The organism is Clostridium grantii DSM 8605, from assembly GCF_900129965.1.
GTDB classification, from domain to species: Bacteria; Bacillota; Clostridia; order Clostridiales; family Clostridiaceae; genus Clostridium_AF; species Clostridium_AF grantii.
Genome location: NZ_FQXM01000004.1, coordinates 169,502 through 188,618 on the forward strand (window position 1 = coordinate 169,502; position 19,117 = coordinate 188,618).

Annotated in this window: 26 protein-coding genes; 1 reads left to right on the top strand and 25 read right to left on the bottom strand. The window is 26.9% G+C overall.

Annotated features, from left to right (window positions below; all coding sequences use genetic code 11):
• Nucleotides 1–76: 76 nt before the first annotated feature.
• The 15 genes from BUB83_RS04460 to BUB83_RS04530 form a co-directional block, all read right to left on the bottom strand.
• Complete coding sequence (locus BUB83_RS04460; RefSeq protein WP_073337244.1) at nt 77–445, bottom strand: CD1247 N-terminal domain-containing protein; 369 nt, start codon at nt 443–445, stop codon at nt 77–79.
• A 20-nt stretch (nt 446–465) separates the two neighbouring features.
• Nucleotides 466–1,023, bottom strand: coding sequence for an elongation factor P (gene efp, locus BUB83_RS04465; protein ID WP_073337245.1), 558 nt, complete (start codon nt 1,021–1,023; stop codon nt 466–468).
• A 68-nt stretch (nt 1,024–1,091) separates the two neighbouring features.
• Entirely contained in the window at nt 1,092–2,159 is a 1,068-nt protein-coding gene (locus BUB83_RS04470) for a M24 family metallopeptidase (protein WP_073337246.1), read from the bottom strand.
• 67 nt (nt 2,160–2,226) lie between these two features.
• Nucleotides 2,227–2,616 (bottom strand): hypothetical protein, encoded by a 390-nt coding sequence (locus BUB83_RS04475; protein ID WP_073337247.1) that lies wholly within the window; start codon nt 2,614–2,616, stop codon nt 2,227–2,229.
• Nucleotides 2,613–3,071, bottom strand: a complete 459-nt coding sequence (locus BUB83_RS04480; protein ID WP_073337248.1) for a hypothetical protein — start codon at nt 3,069–3,071, stop codon at nt 2,613–2,615. The genes BUB83_RS04475 and BUB83_RS04480 overlap by 4 nt, the downstream gene beginning before the upstream one ends.
• A 3-nt stretch (nt 3,072–3,074) precedes the next feature.
• Nucleotides 3,075–3,806, bottom strand: coding sequence for a hypothetical protein (locus tag BUB83_RS04485; protein WP_073337249.1), 732 nt, complete (start codon nt 3,804–3,806; stop codon nt 3,075–3,077).
• 8 nt (nt 3,807–3,814) lie between these two features.
• Entirely contained in the window at nt 3,815–4,243 is a 429-nt protein-coding gene (locus BUB83_RS04490; RefSeq protein ID WP_073337250.1) for a hypothetical protein, read from the bottom strand.
• Nucleotides 4,207–4,689, bottom strand: a complete 483-nt coding sequence (locus BUB83_RS04495) for a hypothetical protein (protein WP_073337251.1) — start codon at nt 4,687–4,689, stop codon at nt 4,207–4,209. Before BUB83_RS04495 ends, BUB83_RS04490 begins: the two co-directional genes overlap by 37 nt.
• The gene (locus tag BUB83_RS04500; RefSeq protein ID WP_073337252.1) at nt 4,680–5,126 is read right to left on the bottom strand and encodes a prepilin-type N-terminal cleavage/methylation domain-containing protein; all 447 of its coding nucleotides are present in this window, start codon (nt 5,124–5,126) and stop codon (nt 4,680–4,682) included. Before BUB83_RS04500 ends, BUB83_RS04495 begins: the two co-directional genes overlap by 10 nt.
• The gene (locus BUB83_RS04505) at nt 5,107–5,535 is read right to left on the bottom strand and encodes a pilus assembly FimT family protein (protein WP_073337253.1); all 429 of its coding nucleotides are present in this window, start codon (nt 5,533–5,535) and stop codon (nt 5,107–5,109) included. The genes BUB83_RS04500 and BUB83_RS04505 overlap by 20 nt, the downstream gene beginning before the upstream one ends.
• A gap of 32 nt (nt 5,536–5,567) precedes the next feature.
• Nucleotides 5,568–6,020: a type II secretion system protein gene (locus tag BUB83_RS04510; protein WP_073337254.1), complete on the bottom strand. Its 453-nt coding sequence runs from the start codon at nt 6,018–6,020 to the stop codon at nt 5,568–5,570.
• 28 nt (nt 6,021–6,048) lie between these two features.
• Nucleotides 6,049–7,209 (bottom strand): type II secretion system F family protein, encoded by a 1,161-nt coding sequence (locus BUB83_RS04515; RefSeq protein ID WP_073337255.1) that lies wholly within the window; start codon nt 7,207–7,209, stop codon nt 6,049–6,051.
• 11 nt (nt 7,210–7,220) lie between these two features.
• Nucleotides 7,221–8,699, bottom strand: coding sequence for a GspE/PulE family protein (locus BUB83_RS04520; protein ID WP_073337256.1), 1,479 nt, complete (start codon nt 8,697–8,699; stop codon nt 7,221–7,223).
• Between the two features lie 197 nt (nt 8,700–8,896).
• Nucleotides 8,897–9,715 (bottom strand): diaminopimelate epimerase, encoded by an 819-nt coding sequence (gene dapF / locus BUB83_RS04525; RefSeq protein ID WP_073337257.1) that lies wholly within the window; start codon nt 9,713–9,715, stop codon nt 8,897–8,899.
• 75 nt (nt 9,716–9,790) lie between these two features.
• Entirely contained in the window at nt 9,791–10,252 is a 462-nt protein-coding gene (locus BUB83_RS04530; RefSeq protein WP_073337258.1) for a metallophosphoesterase family protein, read from the bottom strand.
• 236 nt (nt 10,253–10,488) lie between these two features.
• On the opposite strand from BUB83_RS04530, the gene BUB83_RS04535 reads away from it, so the two are divergent.
• Nucleotides 10,489–12,219, top strand: a complete 1,731-nt coding sequence (locus BUB83_RS04535) for an Rqc2 family fibronectin-binding protein (RefSeq protein ID WP_073337259.1) — start codon at nt 10,489–10,491, stop codon at nt 12,217–12,219.
• A gap of 38 nt (nt 12,220–12,257) precedes the next feature.
• Here BUB83_RS04535 and pyrR read toward each other — a convergent pair whose 3' ends face one another.
• The 10 genes from pyrR to BUB83_RS04585 all read right to left on the bottom strand — a co-directional run bounded on the left by pyrR (nt 12,258) and on the right by BUB83_RS04585 (nt 19,112).
• Nucleotides 12,258–12,797, bottom strand: a complete 540-nt coding sequence (gene pyrR / locus BUB83_RS04540; protein ID WP_073337260.1) for a bifunctional pyr operon transcriptional regulator/uracil phosphoribosyltransferase PyrR — start codon at nt 12,795–12,797, stop codon at nt 12,258–12,260.
• A gap of 27 nt (nt 12,798–12,824) precedes the next feature.
• Nucleotides 12,825–13,757: an RluA family pseudouridine synthase gene (locus BUB83_RS04545; protein ID WP_073337373.1), complete on the bottom strand. Its 933-nt coding sequence runs from the start codon at nt 13,755–13,757 to the stop codon at nt 12,825–12,827.
• On the bottom strand, nt 13,748–14,194 hold the full coding sequence (lspA, locus tag BUB83_RS04550) for a signal peptidase II (protein WP_073337261.1): 447 nt from the start codon (nt 14,192–14,194) through the stop codon (nt 13,748–13,750). Before lspA ends, BUB83_RS04545 begins: the two co-directional genes overlap by 10 nt.
• A 15-nt stretch (nt 14,195–14,209) precedes the next feature.
• Complete coding sequence (locus tag BUB83_RS04555) at nt 14,210–14,788, bottom strand: TraR/DksA C4-type zinc finger protein (protein WP_073337262.1); 579 nt, start codon at nt 14,786–14,788, stop codon at nt 14,210–14,212.
• Nucleotides 14,789–14,858: 70 nt separating this feature from the next.
• On the bottom strand, nt 14,859–15,551 hold the full coding sequence (locus BUB83_RS04560) for a 5'-methylthioadenosine/adenosylhomocysteine nucleosidase (protein ID WP_073337263.1): 693 nt from the start codon (nt 15,549–15,551) through the stop codon (nt 14,859–14,861).
• A gap of 162 nt (nt 15,552–15,713) precedes the next feature.
• Nucleotides 15,714–16,394 (bottom strand): DivIVA domain-containing protein, encoded by a 681-nt coding sequence (locus BUB83_RS04565; protein ID WP_084133406.1) that lies wholly within the window; start codon nt 16,392–16,394, stop codon nt 15,714–15,716.
• Nucleotides 16,395–16,411: 17 nt separating this feature from the next.
• Nucleotides 16,412–17,194, bottom strand: coding sequence for a YlmH/Sll1252 family protein (locus tag BUB83_RS04570; protein ID WP_073337264.1), 783 nt, complete (start codon nt 17,192–17,194; stop codon nt 16,412–16,414).
• Nucleotides 17,195–17,220: 26 nt separating this feature from the next.
• Complete coding sequence (locus BUB83_RS04575; RefSeq protein ID WP_073337265.1) at nt 17,221–17,688, bottom strand: cell division protein SepF; 468 nt, start codon at nt 17,686–17,688, stop codon at nt 17,221–17,223.
• Nucleotides 17,689–17,703: 15 nt separating this feature from the next.
• Complete coding sequence (locus BUB83_RS04580) at nt 17,704–18,369, bottom strand: YggS family pyridoxal phosphate-dependent enzyme (protein ID WP_073337266.1); 666 nt, start codon at nt 18,367–18,369, stop codon at nt 17,704–17,706.
• 17 nt (nt 18,370–18,386) lie between these two features.
• Nucleotides 18,387–19,112, bottom strand: coding sequence for a DUF881 domain-containing protein (locus BUB83_RS04585; RefSeq protein WP_073337267.1), 726 nt, complete (start codon nt 19,110–19,112; stop codon nt 18,387–18,389).
• Between the last annotated feature and the right edge of the window lie 5 nt (nt 19,113–19,117).

The following is a 19,117-nucleotide window of genomic DNA, read 5'->3' on the forward strand; positions in this document are numbered from 1 at the left end:
AATTAAGCTTATTGCAAATATGATGAAATTATTCCTAAAATAAAAAAAACTGTAGCGCATTTCTGCACTACAGTTTTTAAAACTTTATTTTATTATGACAGTTAGGACATTCTAATGAACTGCCTTCGTTTAAAAGTGATTTTTCAATGGCTATTTGCTCACCACATACTTCACAGCTAATATCAAGATACTCAAAGTCCTCAAATTCGCTTTCTTCAACTTCAAAACCAAAAAGTTCTTCTTCAATATTCCCTAAATTTTCATCTAAAACAGTTACATAATCATTTATCTCGTCATAATTCTTGTTGAGAGTAGATACATCAGATACTATCTCTTGGATAATTCCTAACACATCAAAAAGAATGGCATTATAATCATCATTTGGATTCTTTATACAATTGATTTTTTCTTCCAAATTTTTTATCTTATCTATGATTAAGTCCAAAAAATCACTTCCTATTTTATTTAAACTCTTTCCATGTAATCGCCAGTTCTAGTATCAATTCTAATTGTATCTCCTTCATTAACGAACAATGGAACAGACACTATTGCTCCTGTTTCAACAGTTGCTGGTTTTAATACATTTGAAGTTGTGTTTCCTTTTGCTCCTGGCTCACACTCTGTTATTAATAATTCAACAAAGTTTGGAGCTTCTACTGAAAAAGCACTTCCCTTAAAGAATTTAATAACTGCAAACATGTTTTCTTTCATGAATTTTATTGCATTTTCAACTTGATCAAAGTTTAATGGAACTAGTTCGAATGTTTCTTGGTCCATAAAGTAGTATAATTGACCATCAGAATAAGAATATTCCATTTCTTTTCTTTCAATTACTGCCTCTTGTAATTTAGTTGTTGGGTTAAATGTTCTTTCAACCACTGAACTATTGATTACATTTCTTAATTTTGTTCTTACAAATGCAGCACCTTTACCTGGTTTTACATGTAAAAATTCAATAACTGTAAATACTTGTCCATCCATTTCAAAAGTTGTACCTTTTCTAATATCTCCTGCAGAAATCATTTTGAATCCTCCCACCATTATAATTATGATAAATATTTTATAAAAATATTTTTAACTAAAAAATCAATTTATATGCAAATAAGCTCTTTTGGTGATTTAGATAGAACTTTATAACCATCTTTTGTTACTAAAACTAAATCTTCAATTCTTACTCCACCTAAATTTGGCACATAAATTCCTGGCTCATCAGTAACTACCATTCCTGTTTCTAAAATAGCTTCACTTTTAGGGCTTAAACGTGGTGCTTCATGTACTTCACGTCCTACTCCATGGCCAAGTCCATGACCAAAGTATTTACCATAACCCTTATTTGTAATATACTCTCTTGCTATTTTATCCACTTCAGAACACTTTATACCTGGAGCTATTTCAACTAAAGCTAATTCTTGAGCTTCTTTAACAGTATTATATATATTTATCATTTCCTCAGTTGGTTCCCCAATGACAATAGTTCTTGTCATATCTGAGCAATATCCATTATATACACAACCAAAATCTAAGGTCAAAAATTCACTTTCTTTAATTGTTTTCTCACTAGCTGCCCCATGTGGCAAAGAACTTCTCACACCTGATGCAACTATAGAAGTAAATGATAAATCAGATGCTCCTTGTTTTTTCATAAAAAACTCAAGTTCCAATGCAATATCTGTTTCTTTCATTCCAGCTTGAATAAATTGTAACATATGATCAAAAGCTTTATCAGCTATATCAGCCGCTTTGGTAATATTAGCTATTTCATCTTCGTCTTTGATAATTCTCATTTCTTCCACAAGCCCTTCTAAGGGAAGAAATTCACATTCTAAAGCATCTTTAAACTTTACATATTGAGAATAACTTAATATATCTTCTTCAAAATATAATTTATTTAAATTTACTTCTTTTATCAAATTAGCTATAAAACCAACAAAATCACCTTTATGGTCCAGGATTTCAAAGTCTTTTACCTCTAATTTTGCTTGTTCTGTAAATCTTGAATCAGTAATAAAAATAGATTTATCCTTTGTGATTATAGCACAGCTTTCATCACCCGTAAATCCTGTAATATAATTTCTGTTCATATCGCCCCATAAAAGTACACCATCAACAGCTTTTTTTTCCATTTTTTCTCTTAATGTATTTAATCTATTCTGCACCATAATGCGCCTCCTATTTTCTAAACAATGATATTTTATCAAAACTACAGTATATTTGCAAATATAATTACTACTCACCAATGGAATATTTTATATTTTTCAATTCAAATTGAGTTTCTATGACCCCTTCACTATTTTTAAATGAAGATATTTCTTTTAATTCAAACAAATTATTTTCTTTTATAAAACTCTCAAGCTGTTTTAAATCCTTATTTCCTATTATTTTACCTTGTATAATTATATCTTCATTTTTTATATTGATACTTTCCAAGGATAAAGCCCCGTATTTTTCAAACACATCAAAATTTGTTGAGTATTTACATATAGAAGTGGCTCTTTCATTTATAAAAGTCTCTTTTTCTGTTAAAATTTTTGCTAAGTAAAAATTATTTATATTAAAATTAACTATACCTGCACACAACAAAATTAAAACTAACCAAAAGTAAAATTTCTTTTTCATTTAATCACCATTTTTAACTCAGTATGAATTTTTTCATCTATTTCATTAAGATTATAGTAATTAATTTTAAACATTTTTTCCACATTAACTAAAATATCTTTTGCTTTAAGGGGGTCATTACTATAGAAATCCATTAAAACATTTTTTCCCGAAACATTAATTTGTAACTGGTGTTCATTCTGAGCAATATTAAACAACTCATTAAAAATTTGTAGTTCTCTTAAATTTGTATCTAAATTATCTTTATAAATAATATATTTATTTTTCTTATTTTTAATTAAATCATCATGATTTATATCAAATTTAGTCAATTGATTTTTTAAATAAATATTTATACTAAAAGAAATAATTAATAGAATTAATACTATACTGAATATAATTAATTGTCTTATTATTTTATATTTATTCTTTTTTTCTAAATACCACCAAGGTAAAAAAGTTTCTTTTCTTATCATACTTTACCCTATTTCCAATAATAATTTTCTTTTGTCATAATCATTTAACTCAATTATTTCATATACCATATTAATAGGCATATCTATTTCATCATTAAATTTAAGAGAAGAATAAATATAAACCTTTTCATCTTTGTTATCATAAAATTCTCTATAAATACTGTTTATACACTGATAAAGAATTCTGTAGCAATCCTTTGATTCTAGCAATGCGTAATTGCTTTTAATAACTTCATTATCTATATACTGCAAATAAATAAATTCATTGTACTTAAAAATGAAAATTAATTTTTCTTTTAGTAATTCTTTTTTGTAATAAGAAATGAAATAATATTGAATCAAACTCAAATCCGTAACATTGTGATTTCCAAAAACCAACTCTTTATTTTGCAAAATTTTCTCTGAATTTATGCAGTACACTATTACATTAAATTCTAACTGATTTTCACTTAAAACATTATAGGAAAATAATATATTATCAATATTTTCTCCATAAAGTTCTTGTAATTTATTTTTTATGATTTGAGATAAATCCTTTTTGCAATTTTTCGGTAATGTGAAGTATTTAATAAAAATCTCTTCTCCTTCTAAAATTATTGATACTTTTCTTTTTATCAAGGAAGTTAAAAATTTATTATTTCTTTTTACTTCAACATCTTTTATTTTCTTATTATTTACCTTAACCATGTTTACATCTTTATCTGAAATATTTATTATGTATTTATCTTTCCTCATATCATCACCTACCTATAACTAGATTTGATAATTATTTTTCCTTTTTCTTCTATTATCTCATAATACTCTATTAAAAATAAGCCTTTTTCATCTTTTAAATTCATTTTTATTATTTTATTTTCATAGTTTATAAATGAATTGTTATATTTAATATTATTTTCGTTTAAATTTTCTAAAACTAAATTTGCATCATTTTTTATTAATTCAATATTGTGGTAACAAAAACTAGAAAGCTCACTTAATAAAAATTGCCTGCTATACTCCAATTCATCTTTAACTTCAACTTCAACTTCAAAAGAATTTTCGTATTGTTTATTGATTTTATTCATTAAAAGCAATTGTTTTACTATAAAGAAAGATACACTTATTGTAATTGCTAGAATAATCAATGTTTCTAAAGCTATCCACCCTTTACTATTTTTCGTTCTGCAATACATCTTTTATAAATCTCCCCATTATTCATTTGTATTTTTATGTAAACCAAATTGTTTTTCTGTATAAATTCATATTTACTTATGTCTTCCATAATAATATCACTAGTAATTGTTGTACTTCCACTGGCTTTCTTTTTGTAATATGAAATTCTTAACTTCATGTTATCTTTAATGCCATACACATCAATATTGTTATAATTTCCATCTTTTAATTCTATAGATATTTTACTCTTGGTAACAATTATTCTTTTATTTAAAGATGAATTGATCTCCTTTTCCAAGAAATTTAACGAATCAAAGCAATAAAGCATTTTTCTACTACTTTCAACGTATTCCTTATGTATGCCTATAACACTCATAAGAATACTTATTTGTATTCCCAAAATAAAAGTATAAATACTTATAGAAATCATTGTTTCAATTAAAGAAATGCCTTTTTTCACTTCCATTCATAGTTACCTAAAGAAATCAACTTAATAATATCTTTATCTGCGCTGGAATCATCTTTTAAACTAACATAAATCTTTGCTACCTTTTCTTCTGGAAATTCAAATTCAAGTTGAACAATTGCATCATCTTTTATATTACTAAATAATTGAACCGAGTTACTATTTAAAATAACCTCAGTTTCAAGAGAGTTTTCTTGCATATATATTAATCCATTTTCCATTAGATAAACTGCATCCCCGTATCCCCAATTATATTTTATTTCCTTGCAAAGAGCATCAAAAGCACTATTTTTTGAGTAATTATTTAAAAGTGTGATTTTAGCTTTATTTAATTTAATAGTAAAACTAATAATGAAAATAATCATAATCCCTGTGATTTCCATAGCTATTATAGTTTCAAGTAGAGTAAAACCTTTTTTATTCTTTGACTTTAACATAATTTGTTGCCACCCTTATTGTAATACAATGTCTTTTATTTTTTCTATCGTAATAGTAAATAGAACAAGCTGATCCAATTTCCCCTTCTTGATTAATTATTATTTCTTTTGGGTAAGTATACAATTTGAATTTAGAAGGTAGTTTATATTTAATTGTTTTATCATTACACCCAAAAATCACTTCGTTGGTATCACTTAATCGAATTGTTCCAAAATATTTATTAACCCTACAATAATTTTTGCCTCCATCAATAATACTTACAATTTCATTGCTGCATAATTCCACATCCATTGTATTTGCTAATCTATTATTTAATTCCACAAAGCTTAATATTGTAAAACTTAAAAATATTAAAGCAATATTTATTACAATTAATATTTCAATTAAGCTGAACCCTTTTGACTTCATATAACATATACCTTCTAATTTCTAGTAATAACTTAATCACCAGCAGGTGCATCAGGTTCACTTGGTTCACTAGCTTTACTATATTGATTTGATGAGTAAATTTCATTGCTGTCGTGTTTTACCTCAAAATTTCCATTTGCTTTATTAATCTCAACACTATATTCTTCTCCGTCACATGGATACTCTATAGTAACCGGATCATCATTATCACTTAATGTAATATCAGTTCCAGCAATACCTAACATAGTATTTATATCAACTTTTAAAACAGCTGCATCATATCCTCCTTCATTCATAAAACTATCTAAATAAACTGAGTATATCTTTCTTCCTAAATCCACAGCTTTTAACTCCTTAGCTTTATCTCTATAGGCCATATACTTAGGTGCCATTATACTTAATAAAATCAACGTGATTGCCATAGCAACTAAAATTTCAATAATAGAGAATCCTTTTTTCTTGTTATTTATAAGCTTTTTTTTCATTTCATTACCACCTTTTTTTTTATTTTAATTAAATATTATCCATCATATTGAGTAAAGGAGTGAATATACTAACCATAAAATAGGTTATAAAAACTCCTAGTAACAGCATTAATAACGGTTCCACCAAAATAGATATTTTTTTTGTTTTATTTTCAATTTCAATTACAGTATTCTTCAAACACTTTTCTAAAGCTTTTTCTAGAGAATTAGTTTCTTCTCCAATAGAAATTGTTGCTATTATAATGAGCTTAATCACCTTCATTTCTTTCAAACTTTTGGATAATGTATTTCCCGTTTCCAAAGATTCAATTCCTTTTTCAAGAATACTTTTGTAATAAACATTACTTAAGGAATCCTTTGTAATCTGGAAAGCAAATTTAAGAGTTTCCCCACTTGATACCGATAATAACATTGAATTTAATAATTTAAACTGAAAGATCAAATTATTTATATGCTTTGTAGGTAATACACTCCAAATATTCATTTTTATATTGAATTGTTTTTTACAAATAAAACAAATAATATATATAAATAAAATAATCACTGGCAAAAGCCATATACTATTGATCCAACTCCACTTATTTATTACTTGTAAATTATTTGTGTTTTCATAGCTTAAGGATTGAATCATTGGTTGAAATTTAAGTTTCATATAAATAAAAGAAATCAGTGCTAAGATAATCACAACTATTGGATAAATAAAACTTCTTACTATGGTGCTTGATATCTTATGCATTAATGAATAAAAATCCTTAAGCTGTTTAAATATACTTTCTAAATTATCTGTTTTTTCCCCAATGGACAGCATAGTTATAAAAAATTCCGGAAAGATTTTTGGATATTTCCCGAAACAATTATAAAAAGTATTTCCTGCGTTCATGTCTTCATTTACTTTTTCAAGAATTTTTTTCAGTCTTTTATCCTTAATAGTCTCAATAATTAATTTCATTCCTTTTTTTAAAGAAAGTCCTGAACCTTCAATTTGATAAAAACTATCACACAAATTTTCTAACATTTTATATCTATTTCCTAGTGAACTATTAAACTGTTTTGATGAAAGTATTTTATATTTATATAAAATTAATTTTTTATCTTTGATATAAGAATAAAATTCCTCAATAGATTCAAATAAGCTTTCTTTTTTTATTTTTTTTCCTTCTAGATTATAAACAAAATATTTTATCACCATATTTATCTACTTCATCTAACACTGTATATAATATTTAAGTATTCTTCGTAAGAAGTTTCACCATTAAAAAGCATTTCTTCACATCTTTTGTTTAAAGAAATCATTTGCTGTTTTAAAGCCACTTTATTTAATTCCCCCGCACTAAGACAAGAATTAATACCTTTTTTTATTTCATCATTCATTGGTAAAATTTCATATATAGATTTTCTTCCCATATAGCCTGTAAAATTACACTGATTACATCCTTGCCCTTTAAAAAACTTGATGTTATTTCTGTTTTCAAATAAATCTTTTTCTATATTTTTTTCTTTATCTTCTGCTTTGCAATAAGGGCAATTTACTCTAACTAGCCTTTGAGAAATAATTGATACTATGGCATCTGATATCAAATAGTTCTTAATCTTCATATTTTGCAGTCTATTTATAGTAGAAACTGCATTAGTAGTATGAATAGTGCTTAAAACCAAATGACCCGTTATAGCCGCTCTAATAGCTATATCTGCGGTCTCTTCATCCCTGATCTCCCCAATAACTAAAATATCTGGGTCCTGTCTTAAAATACTTTTTAAACCTGTTTCAAAAGTTAGTCCTGATTTATTATTAACATTTACTTGATTAACCCCACTAATTCTAAATTCAACTGGATCTTCAATGGTTATAATATTTTTTTCCGAATTATTTAGCTCATTAATAAAGGTATAAAGAGTGGTGGTCTTTCCACTACCAGTAGGCCCACACAACAAAATTATTCCATTATTGTTTCTTAAAATTTTCTTAAAATCATTTCTAATTACCTTACTATTTGTAATTCCTTTTAAAGAGTAATCAATAGATTTTTCATTCAAAATTCGAATAACTACTTTTTCTCCATAAATTGTTGGAATAGTACTCACTCTTAAATCATAGTTATTTCCAAACTTATTTGTAGAGAATTTTCCATCACAAGGAATCAACTTACTTGCAATATTAATGCTAGATAATATTTTTATTCTACGAATTAACCTTTCAACAATATTCATTGATATATTTTTATAATCCTTTAAATATCCGTTAACTCTAAATCTAACTTTTCCTATTTCTTCAAAAGGCTCTATATGAATATCACTAGCTTTATCTACAATTGCAGAAGCTATTATCATATCAGTTAATTTTGTATAATTTCCTTGTTCATCAATATTAAAGGTCTTCATTGTTCTGTTTCCATAAAATTTTTCTATGCAATAATTAATATTTGTTATTTCTTCTTCGTAAATTTTAATATTTTTGCTTGTTAATAGTTTCAATTCATTTTTAATACTCATATTGCTTATATCACCAAAAGCTACATGAAGAACATTCCCCTCTATTTTAAAAGGAAAAACACAATTTGTTTTTGCATAATTCTCTGAAATTAATGAAATAAGACTTTCATCTATTTCAGCATTCCTTAAATAAATCTTTTTTACATCATTATTTGAAAAACTCTCTTCTCTTTCCTCTTGCCTATTCATAAGCCCCCCTTTTTTATTTAACTAACAAATTTTAAAAATCCATTATAATGTTTGAATTTTTTTCATAGTATATATAAATATATGTATCCCAGTTCAACTATTAATTGAATTATTAACCAAAAAAATTCTTTTTAAACAAAAAAAGTTTCTAAAATTTAAAATTTTAGAAACTTTTTTATTTAATTATTTTAACTATCCTACATTTCTCCTTCAAATACAGTAACAGCTGGTCCTGTCATAAAAACTCTTTTATCTTCTGTTAGTTCAATAATCATTTCACCACCAGGAACACTAACCTTAACCACATTATCAGTTTTTCCAAACATATTTGCCACTACTACCGCCGCACAACTTCCTGTTCCACAAGCCATAGTTGGCCCTGCTCCTCTTTCCCAAGTTTTAACTTTCACAAACCCTGGATGAACCACTTCACAAAAATTAACATTTGTTCTTGCAGGATATAACTCATTAAATTCAACAGCTTTTCCCTCATTTACATCAATGTTATCTAGTTCACCAAAAATAATTGTATGAGGAACTCCTAACAAAAGAGTAGTTACTTTGTAGATTTTATCATTTTCCTTTAATTCAAAATCAATAACTTTATCATTAGAATTTACAGGTATTTTACTAGGCTCAAAAGTATATGTTCCCATATCAATCTTAACACCTGTTACTTTTTCATTTTCTAAATTCAAATAAGCAATTTTTATTCCGTCACCAGTTTCAATAGTAATCTCATCTTTCCTTACTATTTTATTATCATAAACATATTTTGCAAAGCATCTTATGCCATTTCCACACATTTCAGCATAAGATCCATCTGAATTGTATATAACCATTTGAGTATCAGCAATACTACTGTTTCTAACAAAAATAACTCCATCTGCCCCTACTCCAAATCTTCTATGACAGATTTTTTCTGCTAAATCCTTTTCTTTTCCAACAAAGTCATTATTTAAATCGGTAATTAAAACGAAATCATTGCCCGTTCCATGTATTTTTGTAAATCTCAATTTTTTTGCCCCCTCATTAATTATATTAATCGCCCAAGTATATAATATTTTATGAAAAAATAAAAGTCAATATATTTATATTTCTATAAACTTTACACTAACTTCATCATCCTTTATTTTCATTATTGCAACTGTAGTAGGAAGATTAAATCTTTTTGGACCTGAACTTCCTGGATTTAGGTATAATACTCCATTAATTTTCTTCATATCCGGTTTATGTGAATGACCATACACCACCACATCAATATAAGCAGCCTCTGGCTCTATTTCTATGCCATCAATATCATGAATAAGATATATACTTTTTTCCCCTATATCCATAATTTCACTATAATTTAATCTTGTTGCCAAATAACCATTATCCGTATTTCCTCTCACCGCAACCACTGGAGCTATTTCTCTTAACTCGTCTAAAATTTCTTCTTTTCCCACATCACCAGCATGAATAATCAAATCTACATTGTTGAAAACTTCCAAAACCTTTGTTCTAAACAATCCGTGGGTATCTGATATTACTCCAATATTTTTTTCTATCATATTAACTCTCCTCATTCTGTTTTATAGGGATACCTATATACACAAGATAATGTAAAAATTTATTTTATTCATACTCATAGTATACCAGAAAATGCAATCTTATACTTATGAAATAAGTTGCAACGCTTGAATATTTCTGTGTATTTATAATGCTAAAATATTAATCAATAGTTGCTTAATAAAAAAATTAAATATATACTATATCATATGACATTTAAGATAGAAAGGATGATTTCATGGCTTTAGATGGAATTTTTATAAAAAGTATCAAAGATGAATTAAATGAAATTTTAATAGATGGCAAAGTTGAAAAAGTCAATCAGCCTGAAAAAGACGAAATAGTTTTAACCATTAGAAAAGGAAGAGTTAATCAAAAACTTTTAATAAGTTCTAGCTCAAATTATCCAAGACTACATATAACAAACGTTGCTAAACCAAATCCTATAAAAGCACCTATGTTTTGTATGGTTTTAAGAAAATATTTAAGTAATGCTAAATTAATTTCAATTGAGCAAATAAATAACGATAGAATTGTTATGCTTAACTTTGAAAGTCGTGATGAAATGGGATTTGATTCAAACTATACTCTTTATGTTGAAATCATGGGAAGACATAGTAATATTACCCTTGTTAGACAAAGGGATATGATGGTTATGGACAGCATAAAACATTTGACTGAAGATAACAATTCCTTTCGTTCAGTTTTCCCTGGAGTAGAATTTATACTTCCTCCTGTGCATTCAAAATTAAATCCTTTTGATTTTACTTTAAATGATTTTACAAATCTAATAACTGAAGAAACTCTAGAATTTAATGAACGACTATTTATGACTATATTCGCCGGAATCAGTGCTAATATATCAAAGATTCTTTATGAAGAAACTATAGATAAAAATCTAGATTTAAATAACTTAAATTCTTTATATGATTTCATCAATAATTATTTTTTAGTTTTAAATTCTAAATCATATAATTTCAGTATTTATTCTCTTAATGGGGAATTAAAAGATTTTTATTGCTATGACTTACCACAATTTAGTGCTTATGATAAATCTATATTTCCATCTGCCTCTATTTTGTTAGAAGAATATTATAACCAAAAGGATAAAAAAGATAGATTAAAAAATAAAAGTGCATCCGTAAATAAAATCATTACCAATAACATTAATCGTTGTTTGAAAAAAGAAAAGATATTAAATAAAACTTTAGAAGAATGTGAAAGCAAGGATGATTTTAGATTAAAAGGTGAGTTGCTAACTGCAAATATCCATGCCATAGAAAAAGGTGTGGATTCTATAAAACTTTTAAACTATTATGAACCTCTTGAAACTTGGATTGACATCTCTATAGATCCTCATAAATCTCCTTCTCAGAATGTTCAAAAATACTATAAAAAATATAATAAATTAAAAAAATCTGAGGAATCTGCTTATATACAATTGGAAAGCAATGAAGAAGAATTAAAATATCTTAATTCAGTTTTAACTCATTTAACCAATTGTGATAATTATAAAGATATTGACGAATTAAGAAAAGAATTAATAGAATCAGGTTATATAAAGAAAAAAGCTGGTAATAAAAAAGATAAATCAAAAGCCTCTAAACCCTTACACTTTATTTCCTCAGAAGGCGTTGATCTTTATGTGGGTAAAAACAACATCCAGAATGATGAATTAACATTGAAATTTGCAAGTAAAAATGATTTATGGTTTCATACAAAAGAAATACCTGGCTCTCATGTAATAGTTAAATTTCATGAGAACATTACTGATATTACCTTAGAGGAAGCTGCTAATCTAGCTGCTTTTTATTCAAAAGGAAAAAATTCAACTAAAGTTCCTGTGGACTATACGGAAGTTAAAAACATAAAAAAACCAAATGGTTCAAAGCCTGGAATGGTTATTTATTACACAAATAAAACTGTTTTTATAGATCCAAAAACTCCAAAAATTGCTGAAGTAAAATAATAAATTTTAAAACAAAAACTCCCTATTTGGGAGTTTCTTTATTCTACTTCATAAAGTTCAACAGAATCTTCTTCATCAATTTCATTAACTTTAACAGATACCATTTCTTTTCTAGATGTTGGAACATTTTTCCCTACATAGTCTGCTCTTATAGGAAGCTCTCTATGCCCTCTATCAACCAATACAGCTAATTGAATAGTTGCAGGTCTACCTTTGTCTATAATTGCCTCTAATGCAGCTCTTACAGTTCTTCCTGTATATAATACATCATCAATCAATATAACTTTCTTGTCTTTTACATCAAGAGATAAAATTTCGTTGTTTAAAATTGGTTGTTCGTCTACTTCAGTTAAATCATCTCTATAAAGAGTTATGTCTACAGATCCAACCACAACCTTTTGTCCTTCAAAATTTTCGATAAGCTCAGCAATTCTTTTTGCTAAAGGAACCCCTCTTCTTTTGATTCCAATTAAAACAATATCCTCTACCCCTTTGTTTTTTTCAATTATTTCATGGGAAATTCTTGTTAAAGTTCTATTTACAGCTTTTTCATCTAATAATAATGCTTTAAATTCCATTTGCCCCATTTCCTCCTTTAAACATCCCTAAATATCTTTTTCCATTCTTTTAATCTTTTCCAAAATTTCTGTTAATTCTTCTGGTGTTTCTGAAACAAACTCCACGTATTCTCCAGATGAAGGATGTATAAACCCTAATTTTCTAGCATGAAGAAATTGACCTTCTAATTTGAATCTTTTATGTTTAAAACCATAAACTGTATCTCCTACTAAAGGAAATCCTAAACTTTTTAAGTGAACTCTTATTTGATGTGTTCTTCCTGTTTCTAGCTCACATTTAACTAAAGTAAATCTTGTAAATCTCTCAATAACTTCATAATGAGTTACAGCTCTCTTACCTGTTTTAACAATTGCCATTTTTATTCTTTCTTTTGGGTGTCTTGCTATAGGAGCATCAACCTTCCCACTATCCTGTTTCATTCTTCCTTCTACTAATGCTATATACTCTCTTTTAATGGTATGGTCTTTAAATTGCTTGGATAAACTAATATGAGCTTTATCATTCTTTGCCATAACAAGAATACCTGAAGTATCTTTATCAATTCTATGTACTATTCCCGGTCTTTTAACCCCATTTATACCAGACAAATCTTTGCAGTGATATAACAATGCATTTACCAAGGTTCCTGTATAATTTCCCGGTGCTGGATGAACAACCATACCTCTTGCTTTGTCTACTAATATAATGTCTTCATCTTCATAAATTATCTTTATTGGAATATTCTCAGGCTCTGCTTTAAATTCTTCTGGTTCTGGCAGGTCCATTAGTATAATATCCCCTAGTTTCAACTTATAATTAGCTTTTAGCTTGTTTTTATTTTTAACAATTATATTTTCCTCATCAACAAGTTTTTGTATATGAGATCTAGATGTATTCTCAACATTTTCTGAAAGAAAAACATCTATTCTTTTATCTTTATTTTCTTCATCAATTATAAACTCAAATTTCATTATTCCCATTCCTTTACAATACATATTGCTAGTAAAAATGTTCCAACTACTACAAACATATCAGCTACATTAAATGTAGGAAAATAATATACATTTTTATAATGTACTAATATGAAGTCAACAACATAATTAATAGAAATTCTGTCTATTAAATTTCCAATAGCTCCTGAAATAATCAAAGCTAAAGATATTCTCATAATTTTAGTTTTAGGCTTGTATTTAATTCTGTAGTAGATAATACCTAATAAAACTAAAGAAGTTACCATTGTTAGAAGGCTTACTTTATTTTGGAAAATACCAAAGGCTGCCCCCCTATTTTCCAAATATTCAAAAGAGAAGAAATCTTTTATGATTTCTACTCCTCCATTTATCTTTAATGAATTTAATGCCCAATACTTAGTTATTCTATCTAGTGCTATACCTAGGATTATAATTAAAATTTCCAATTTGCCCCCACCTTTTTATTGAAGCTGATTTTTATATTGCTGGTTGCTTATTTTTTCAATAGAATCCTCATAGTCCTCTTCATAATCACTGAATTCTTCCATGTTTTCCATCATATTAAAAGATTCTAATTTTTCATAAGCCGAATCAGTTCCAGTATTAAATTCTTTGCCTCTTCCTTGAAAAGAAGTACTTATTACAATTTCATTCACCGCTTGATTAAAAGTATTTTCAGTTGTAATATTTTCTTTTTCTAGTGCACATTTAGAACAAATATTCGTGTAAGGAATTTCCTCAAGTCTTTTTTCTACAATGGGTGCACCACAATTTTTACAATGACCATAATTCTGTTGATGAATATTTTCTAATGCTGAATTAACTTGATCTAAAATTCTTTCTTGTTCCGCTTGTAAGGCCATTGCTTTTTCAACTTCAAACAATTCTGTTGCAGAATCAGAAGGATGGTTATCATAGTTAGATAGTTCATTAATAGAATTATCTTGTTTTTCATCCTTTATTGCTTTTATCAAATCTTCTTTTTCTTTTTTCTCTTTTAGCAACTTTTCTTCAAAAATTTTAATTTTCTCCCTATTCATATACAACACCTCTGTATTATTTTAACCAGAATAGTGATTATATATAAAGATAATTATTGGTAAGTCAGATTTAAATTGAAGGAAGTAAATTTTTGATAATAATACTTGAATTTTTAACTGCTAAAGGAACAAATTTATTAAAATCCATATGTGCTCCTGTGCAAGCATTGTCTGATATTGATCTTATAATTACGAAAGCTTTATTATTTAAATAACAAACTTGTGCTATACTAGCGCTTTCCATTTCACAAGCTAAAGCATGGAATTCTTCACTAAACCATTTAACTTTTTCAACACTATCTATAAATTGATCTCCTGATACAATAATACCCTTGTGTATTTTAATATCCTTTATATTTTCTGCAGATTTAATGGTAAGCTTTAATAATTTTTCGTCGCTTTTAAAATCAAAGCAATCCATTCTTGGTATTTGACCAATTGGAGTTCCAAAAGCTGTAACATCCATATCATGATGAATTAAAGAAGTTGCAATAACTACGTCACCTGGAAGAACTTCTTCTCCAATACCACCTGCTGCGCCTATATTTATAACAGAATCTACTGCATAGTCATCAATTAAAATTTGAGTACACACTGCAGCATTTACTTTTCCTATACCGCTTTTTACCACAACTACATTTTTACTATACAATTTACCTAAATTAAATTCCATACCAGCTTTTGTTATTTTTTTTTCTAATTCTATATCTTGGAGCAAAATACTTACCTCTTCATCCATTGCTCCTATTATTCCTATTCTCATAAAAACCTCCTAAGTTAATTAATTTATAGTTATTCTGTGTATTAGCTTTTAGAATTAAGTTCAGAGCTAACTACCATATATACTTTATCAAATTTTCGCATTTAATACAATGAGAAACTTAAAAGTCCTACTCTCTTGAGTAAGACTTTTACTTTATCTCTTTTAAATTTCTTCAATCTCTTCTTCTAAATTTTCTAATTCTTCATCTTCTACTTCTGTTTTTTCTTTTAATTCTTTATTTAAAAATTCAATTTCTTTAGAGTCCAAATTTACTATTTCCTCTATACCTGCTGCAACTTCATTCTCTTTAGTAAATAAAGCATCAATTTCATTTTCCATTGATTTTGACACTATTGGTGTTTCTTCAGTAAAAGCTATACTAAAGTTTCTTGAAAAATCTTTTTCCAATTCATTAAACAATTCTGTTTGAGAAATCATAAAATTTTTGTATTTAGTCTTAAATGACATATATTGGTTTTTGATTTTGTCATATTCATTTTTTATCTTTATAACTTCACTTTGAGAATTATCAATTATTTTTTTTGCAGCTTCATTAGCTCTATTTATTATTAATTGTGCTTCACTTTCAGAATTTATCTTTAATTGTTCTGAACTTTTTTGTGCCATTAACAAAGTATTATTTATTGTATTTTCTATCATTTTGTAATTATCTAGCTTTTCATCTAGGACTTCTAATCTTTCTTTTAAAGATGAATTCTCTTTGTACAAAGTTTCATAATCTTCTGCAATATCTTCTAAAAATTCATCAACATCATTTACTTCATACCCTCTAAAGCCTTTTTTAAATTCTTTATTTTCTATATCCATAACTGTTATTTTCAATGTAGACACCCCCATAATCAATTGTATATTTTAATTTTTAACTTAAGTTTTCCTTTTTTAGTTTCTCCAGCAACGTTCAACACTCTTATTTTTCCACTACCTCTTAAAGTAATAATATCCTGTTCCTTGATAATGAAATCCTTTTTATACTGCTTTTTATAATTGAGTATCAAATTACCTTTACTTATTTTTTCAACAACCTCTGACCTAGAAATATTAAATGCTGTAGAAGCTACTGCATCCAATCTTAAAGATGGAATATTTATCATCTTATCTAAGTAATTTAATTGTGGTAATTGTTCACTATTTATATTTAATATATGAACTTGAACTGGATTTTTATTTATTGTTTGAAGATTTTCACACACAAATTGAGCCATATTTTCTATTACAGTACAAAAACAACAGTTATCCTTTATGATTAAATCTCCAAAAACTTCTCTTTTTAAACCCAAATGAATTAAAGTTGCCAAATAATGAGAATGTGTTAATTCCTTGTACTTAGACATATTTTCAATCTTTAAAACTTTTATAAATTTTTCTTCAGCATAGCCAAAGTTTTCTTTAGGAAGAAAAATTGCATATTTTCTATCTGACTCCTCAAATACTCCATCTAAAATTATTTTACATGGCAATTTGTTTTCGATTTTTTTTAAAACTACCCAAACATCAGGTGTTAAGAAAATATCGCTTCCTTTTATAATTCCAATTTTGGAACAAAGCATTATCTTTTCAAATATATTTGAAACTAACAAACTACTTTCAGCATCAAAATACTTTAAAAACTCTAATTTATTCATATGTATTCCTAACCAAGAAAATTTAATTATTTACTCCAATTAAGTATTCCTTTATTTTTTAATTCTGATTTAAGTTCATTTGAAACTTCCACATTGGAAGGTGACAAAACGTATACCCCTTTATTTACCTCTTCAAGTACACCCTCTAATGCATAAGATGCTCCTGCAATAAAATCTAGTAATCTTTGAGCTGTACTAGATTCCAAGGCTGTTAAATTTATTAAAGAAACTTTTCTTTCCTTTAAGTTATCACAAATTTCAACAGAATCATTATAATGTGTAGGTTTTATAATTACAATTTTTGTGTCTTGAGTTGTATGCAAAGAAACAACCTTTGAAGCTGTTCTAGACACTCCTTTGTTAGCATTTGCATAATTAATCATGTTACTAACTTCATTTTGTTTTTCATTTATTTCATCATCGTATTCTTCTATTTCATCATATTCATCTGAAAATCCCAGAAATCCTTTAACTTTATTAAAAACCTTAGCCAATTTACTTTCCCCCTATTATTTGGAATAATCTCTTTTCCCAAAAATACCTTCACCAATTCTTATCAAGTTAGAACCGTTTTCTACTGCGTAAGCATAATCTCCTGACATTCCCATAGATAAGTATTTCATATTTACATTTTTAAATTCTCTTTTTCCTAAATCTTCAAACAAATTCTTCATTAAAAGGAATTGATCCCTACAATGCTTTTCATTTCCTTTTGAAATAACTGTCATCAAACCTTTAATTCTCACATGCTTACATTTTTCACACTCTTTAATAAATTCTTCTACTTGTTCTATGAATATACCCCATTTTTTTATGTCTTTAGATATATTTATTTGAATTAGTGCATCCACAAAACTATTTTCTTTAGCATATTTCTTTTCTAGTTCCTCTAAAAGTTTAATTGAATCTAAAGAATGTATTAAAAAAACTTTTCCTACTATATATTTTACTTTATTTTTTTGTAAATGTCCAATAAAATGCCATTTTACATCTTTATGAAATTCATCATATTTTGTAATAAAATCCTGAACTTTATTTTCTCCAAAATCTCTTATTCCTTGTGAATAAGCCTTTTCCATTTCCTGTATAGTTCTAGTTTTAGATACTGCTATTATTCCAACTTCCTTACCTTCTAAACTTTCTCTAATATTTATTAAATTATTTTCAATTGTCATTTTATCACCCCTGAAAATTAATTAGTAGACTTTTCTTCCGAATCTTTCTTACTCAAATAGTTATAATTTAATTCTCCATTAAAAGCAAGAATTTTTATATTATCCAACGTTACAAGTTTTACTTTTATTCCTCTAATTTTCAAATTAGAGATTTTTTTTCCTTCTGATTCCATGTAACTAGCCATTTGCATTTTGTTTCCAATAGCACTTATTATAAAGGGAGTTGGGTTTTTAACCCCATTAACCTCAATAAAAGGTCCACTACAAAAAATATCCGATTGATCAGTTATTCTCTGTCCATTAATAGAAATGACTTCAGCACCTGCATTTTTAAGGTCGTTAATCAAATTTAAAACGTCGTTATCATGAATTAAATTTCCACCAAAAGGAAGAACTTCATCCCCATCTGTTAAGGTTATAGTTATTCCTTCCCCTTCTACATCAGTTTTACCTAAATTCATATAATTATTAGTAAGCTCACTCTTCATTTCTTCTACTATTTCTTCATTATTATTTGAAGCACTTTTATATGACCCAATTTTTTTACTTTGCTCATATAAGGTTTTATTTAAATTAGTAAGTTCATTTGTTAATTTTACCTTTTCATTATAAGCTTCTACGAAATCTTCTGGGTCCAAATATATCTTTTGACTTCCAGTGTTACCTAGTACATTTAATGATATCAATACCCCAACTAAAACCGATGCAATAAATATAAAAATATTTGCTTGGTTTTTTTTCATTTAAT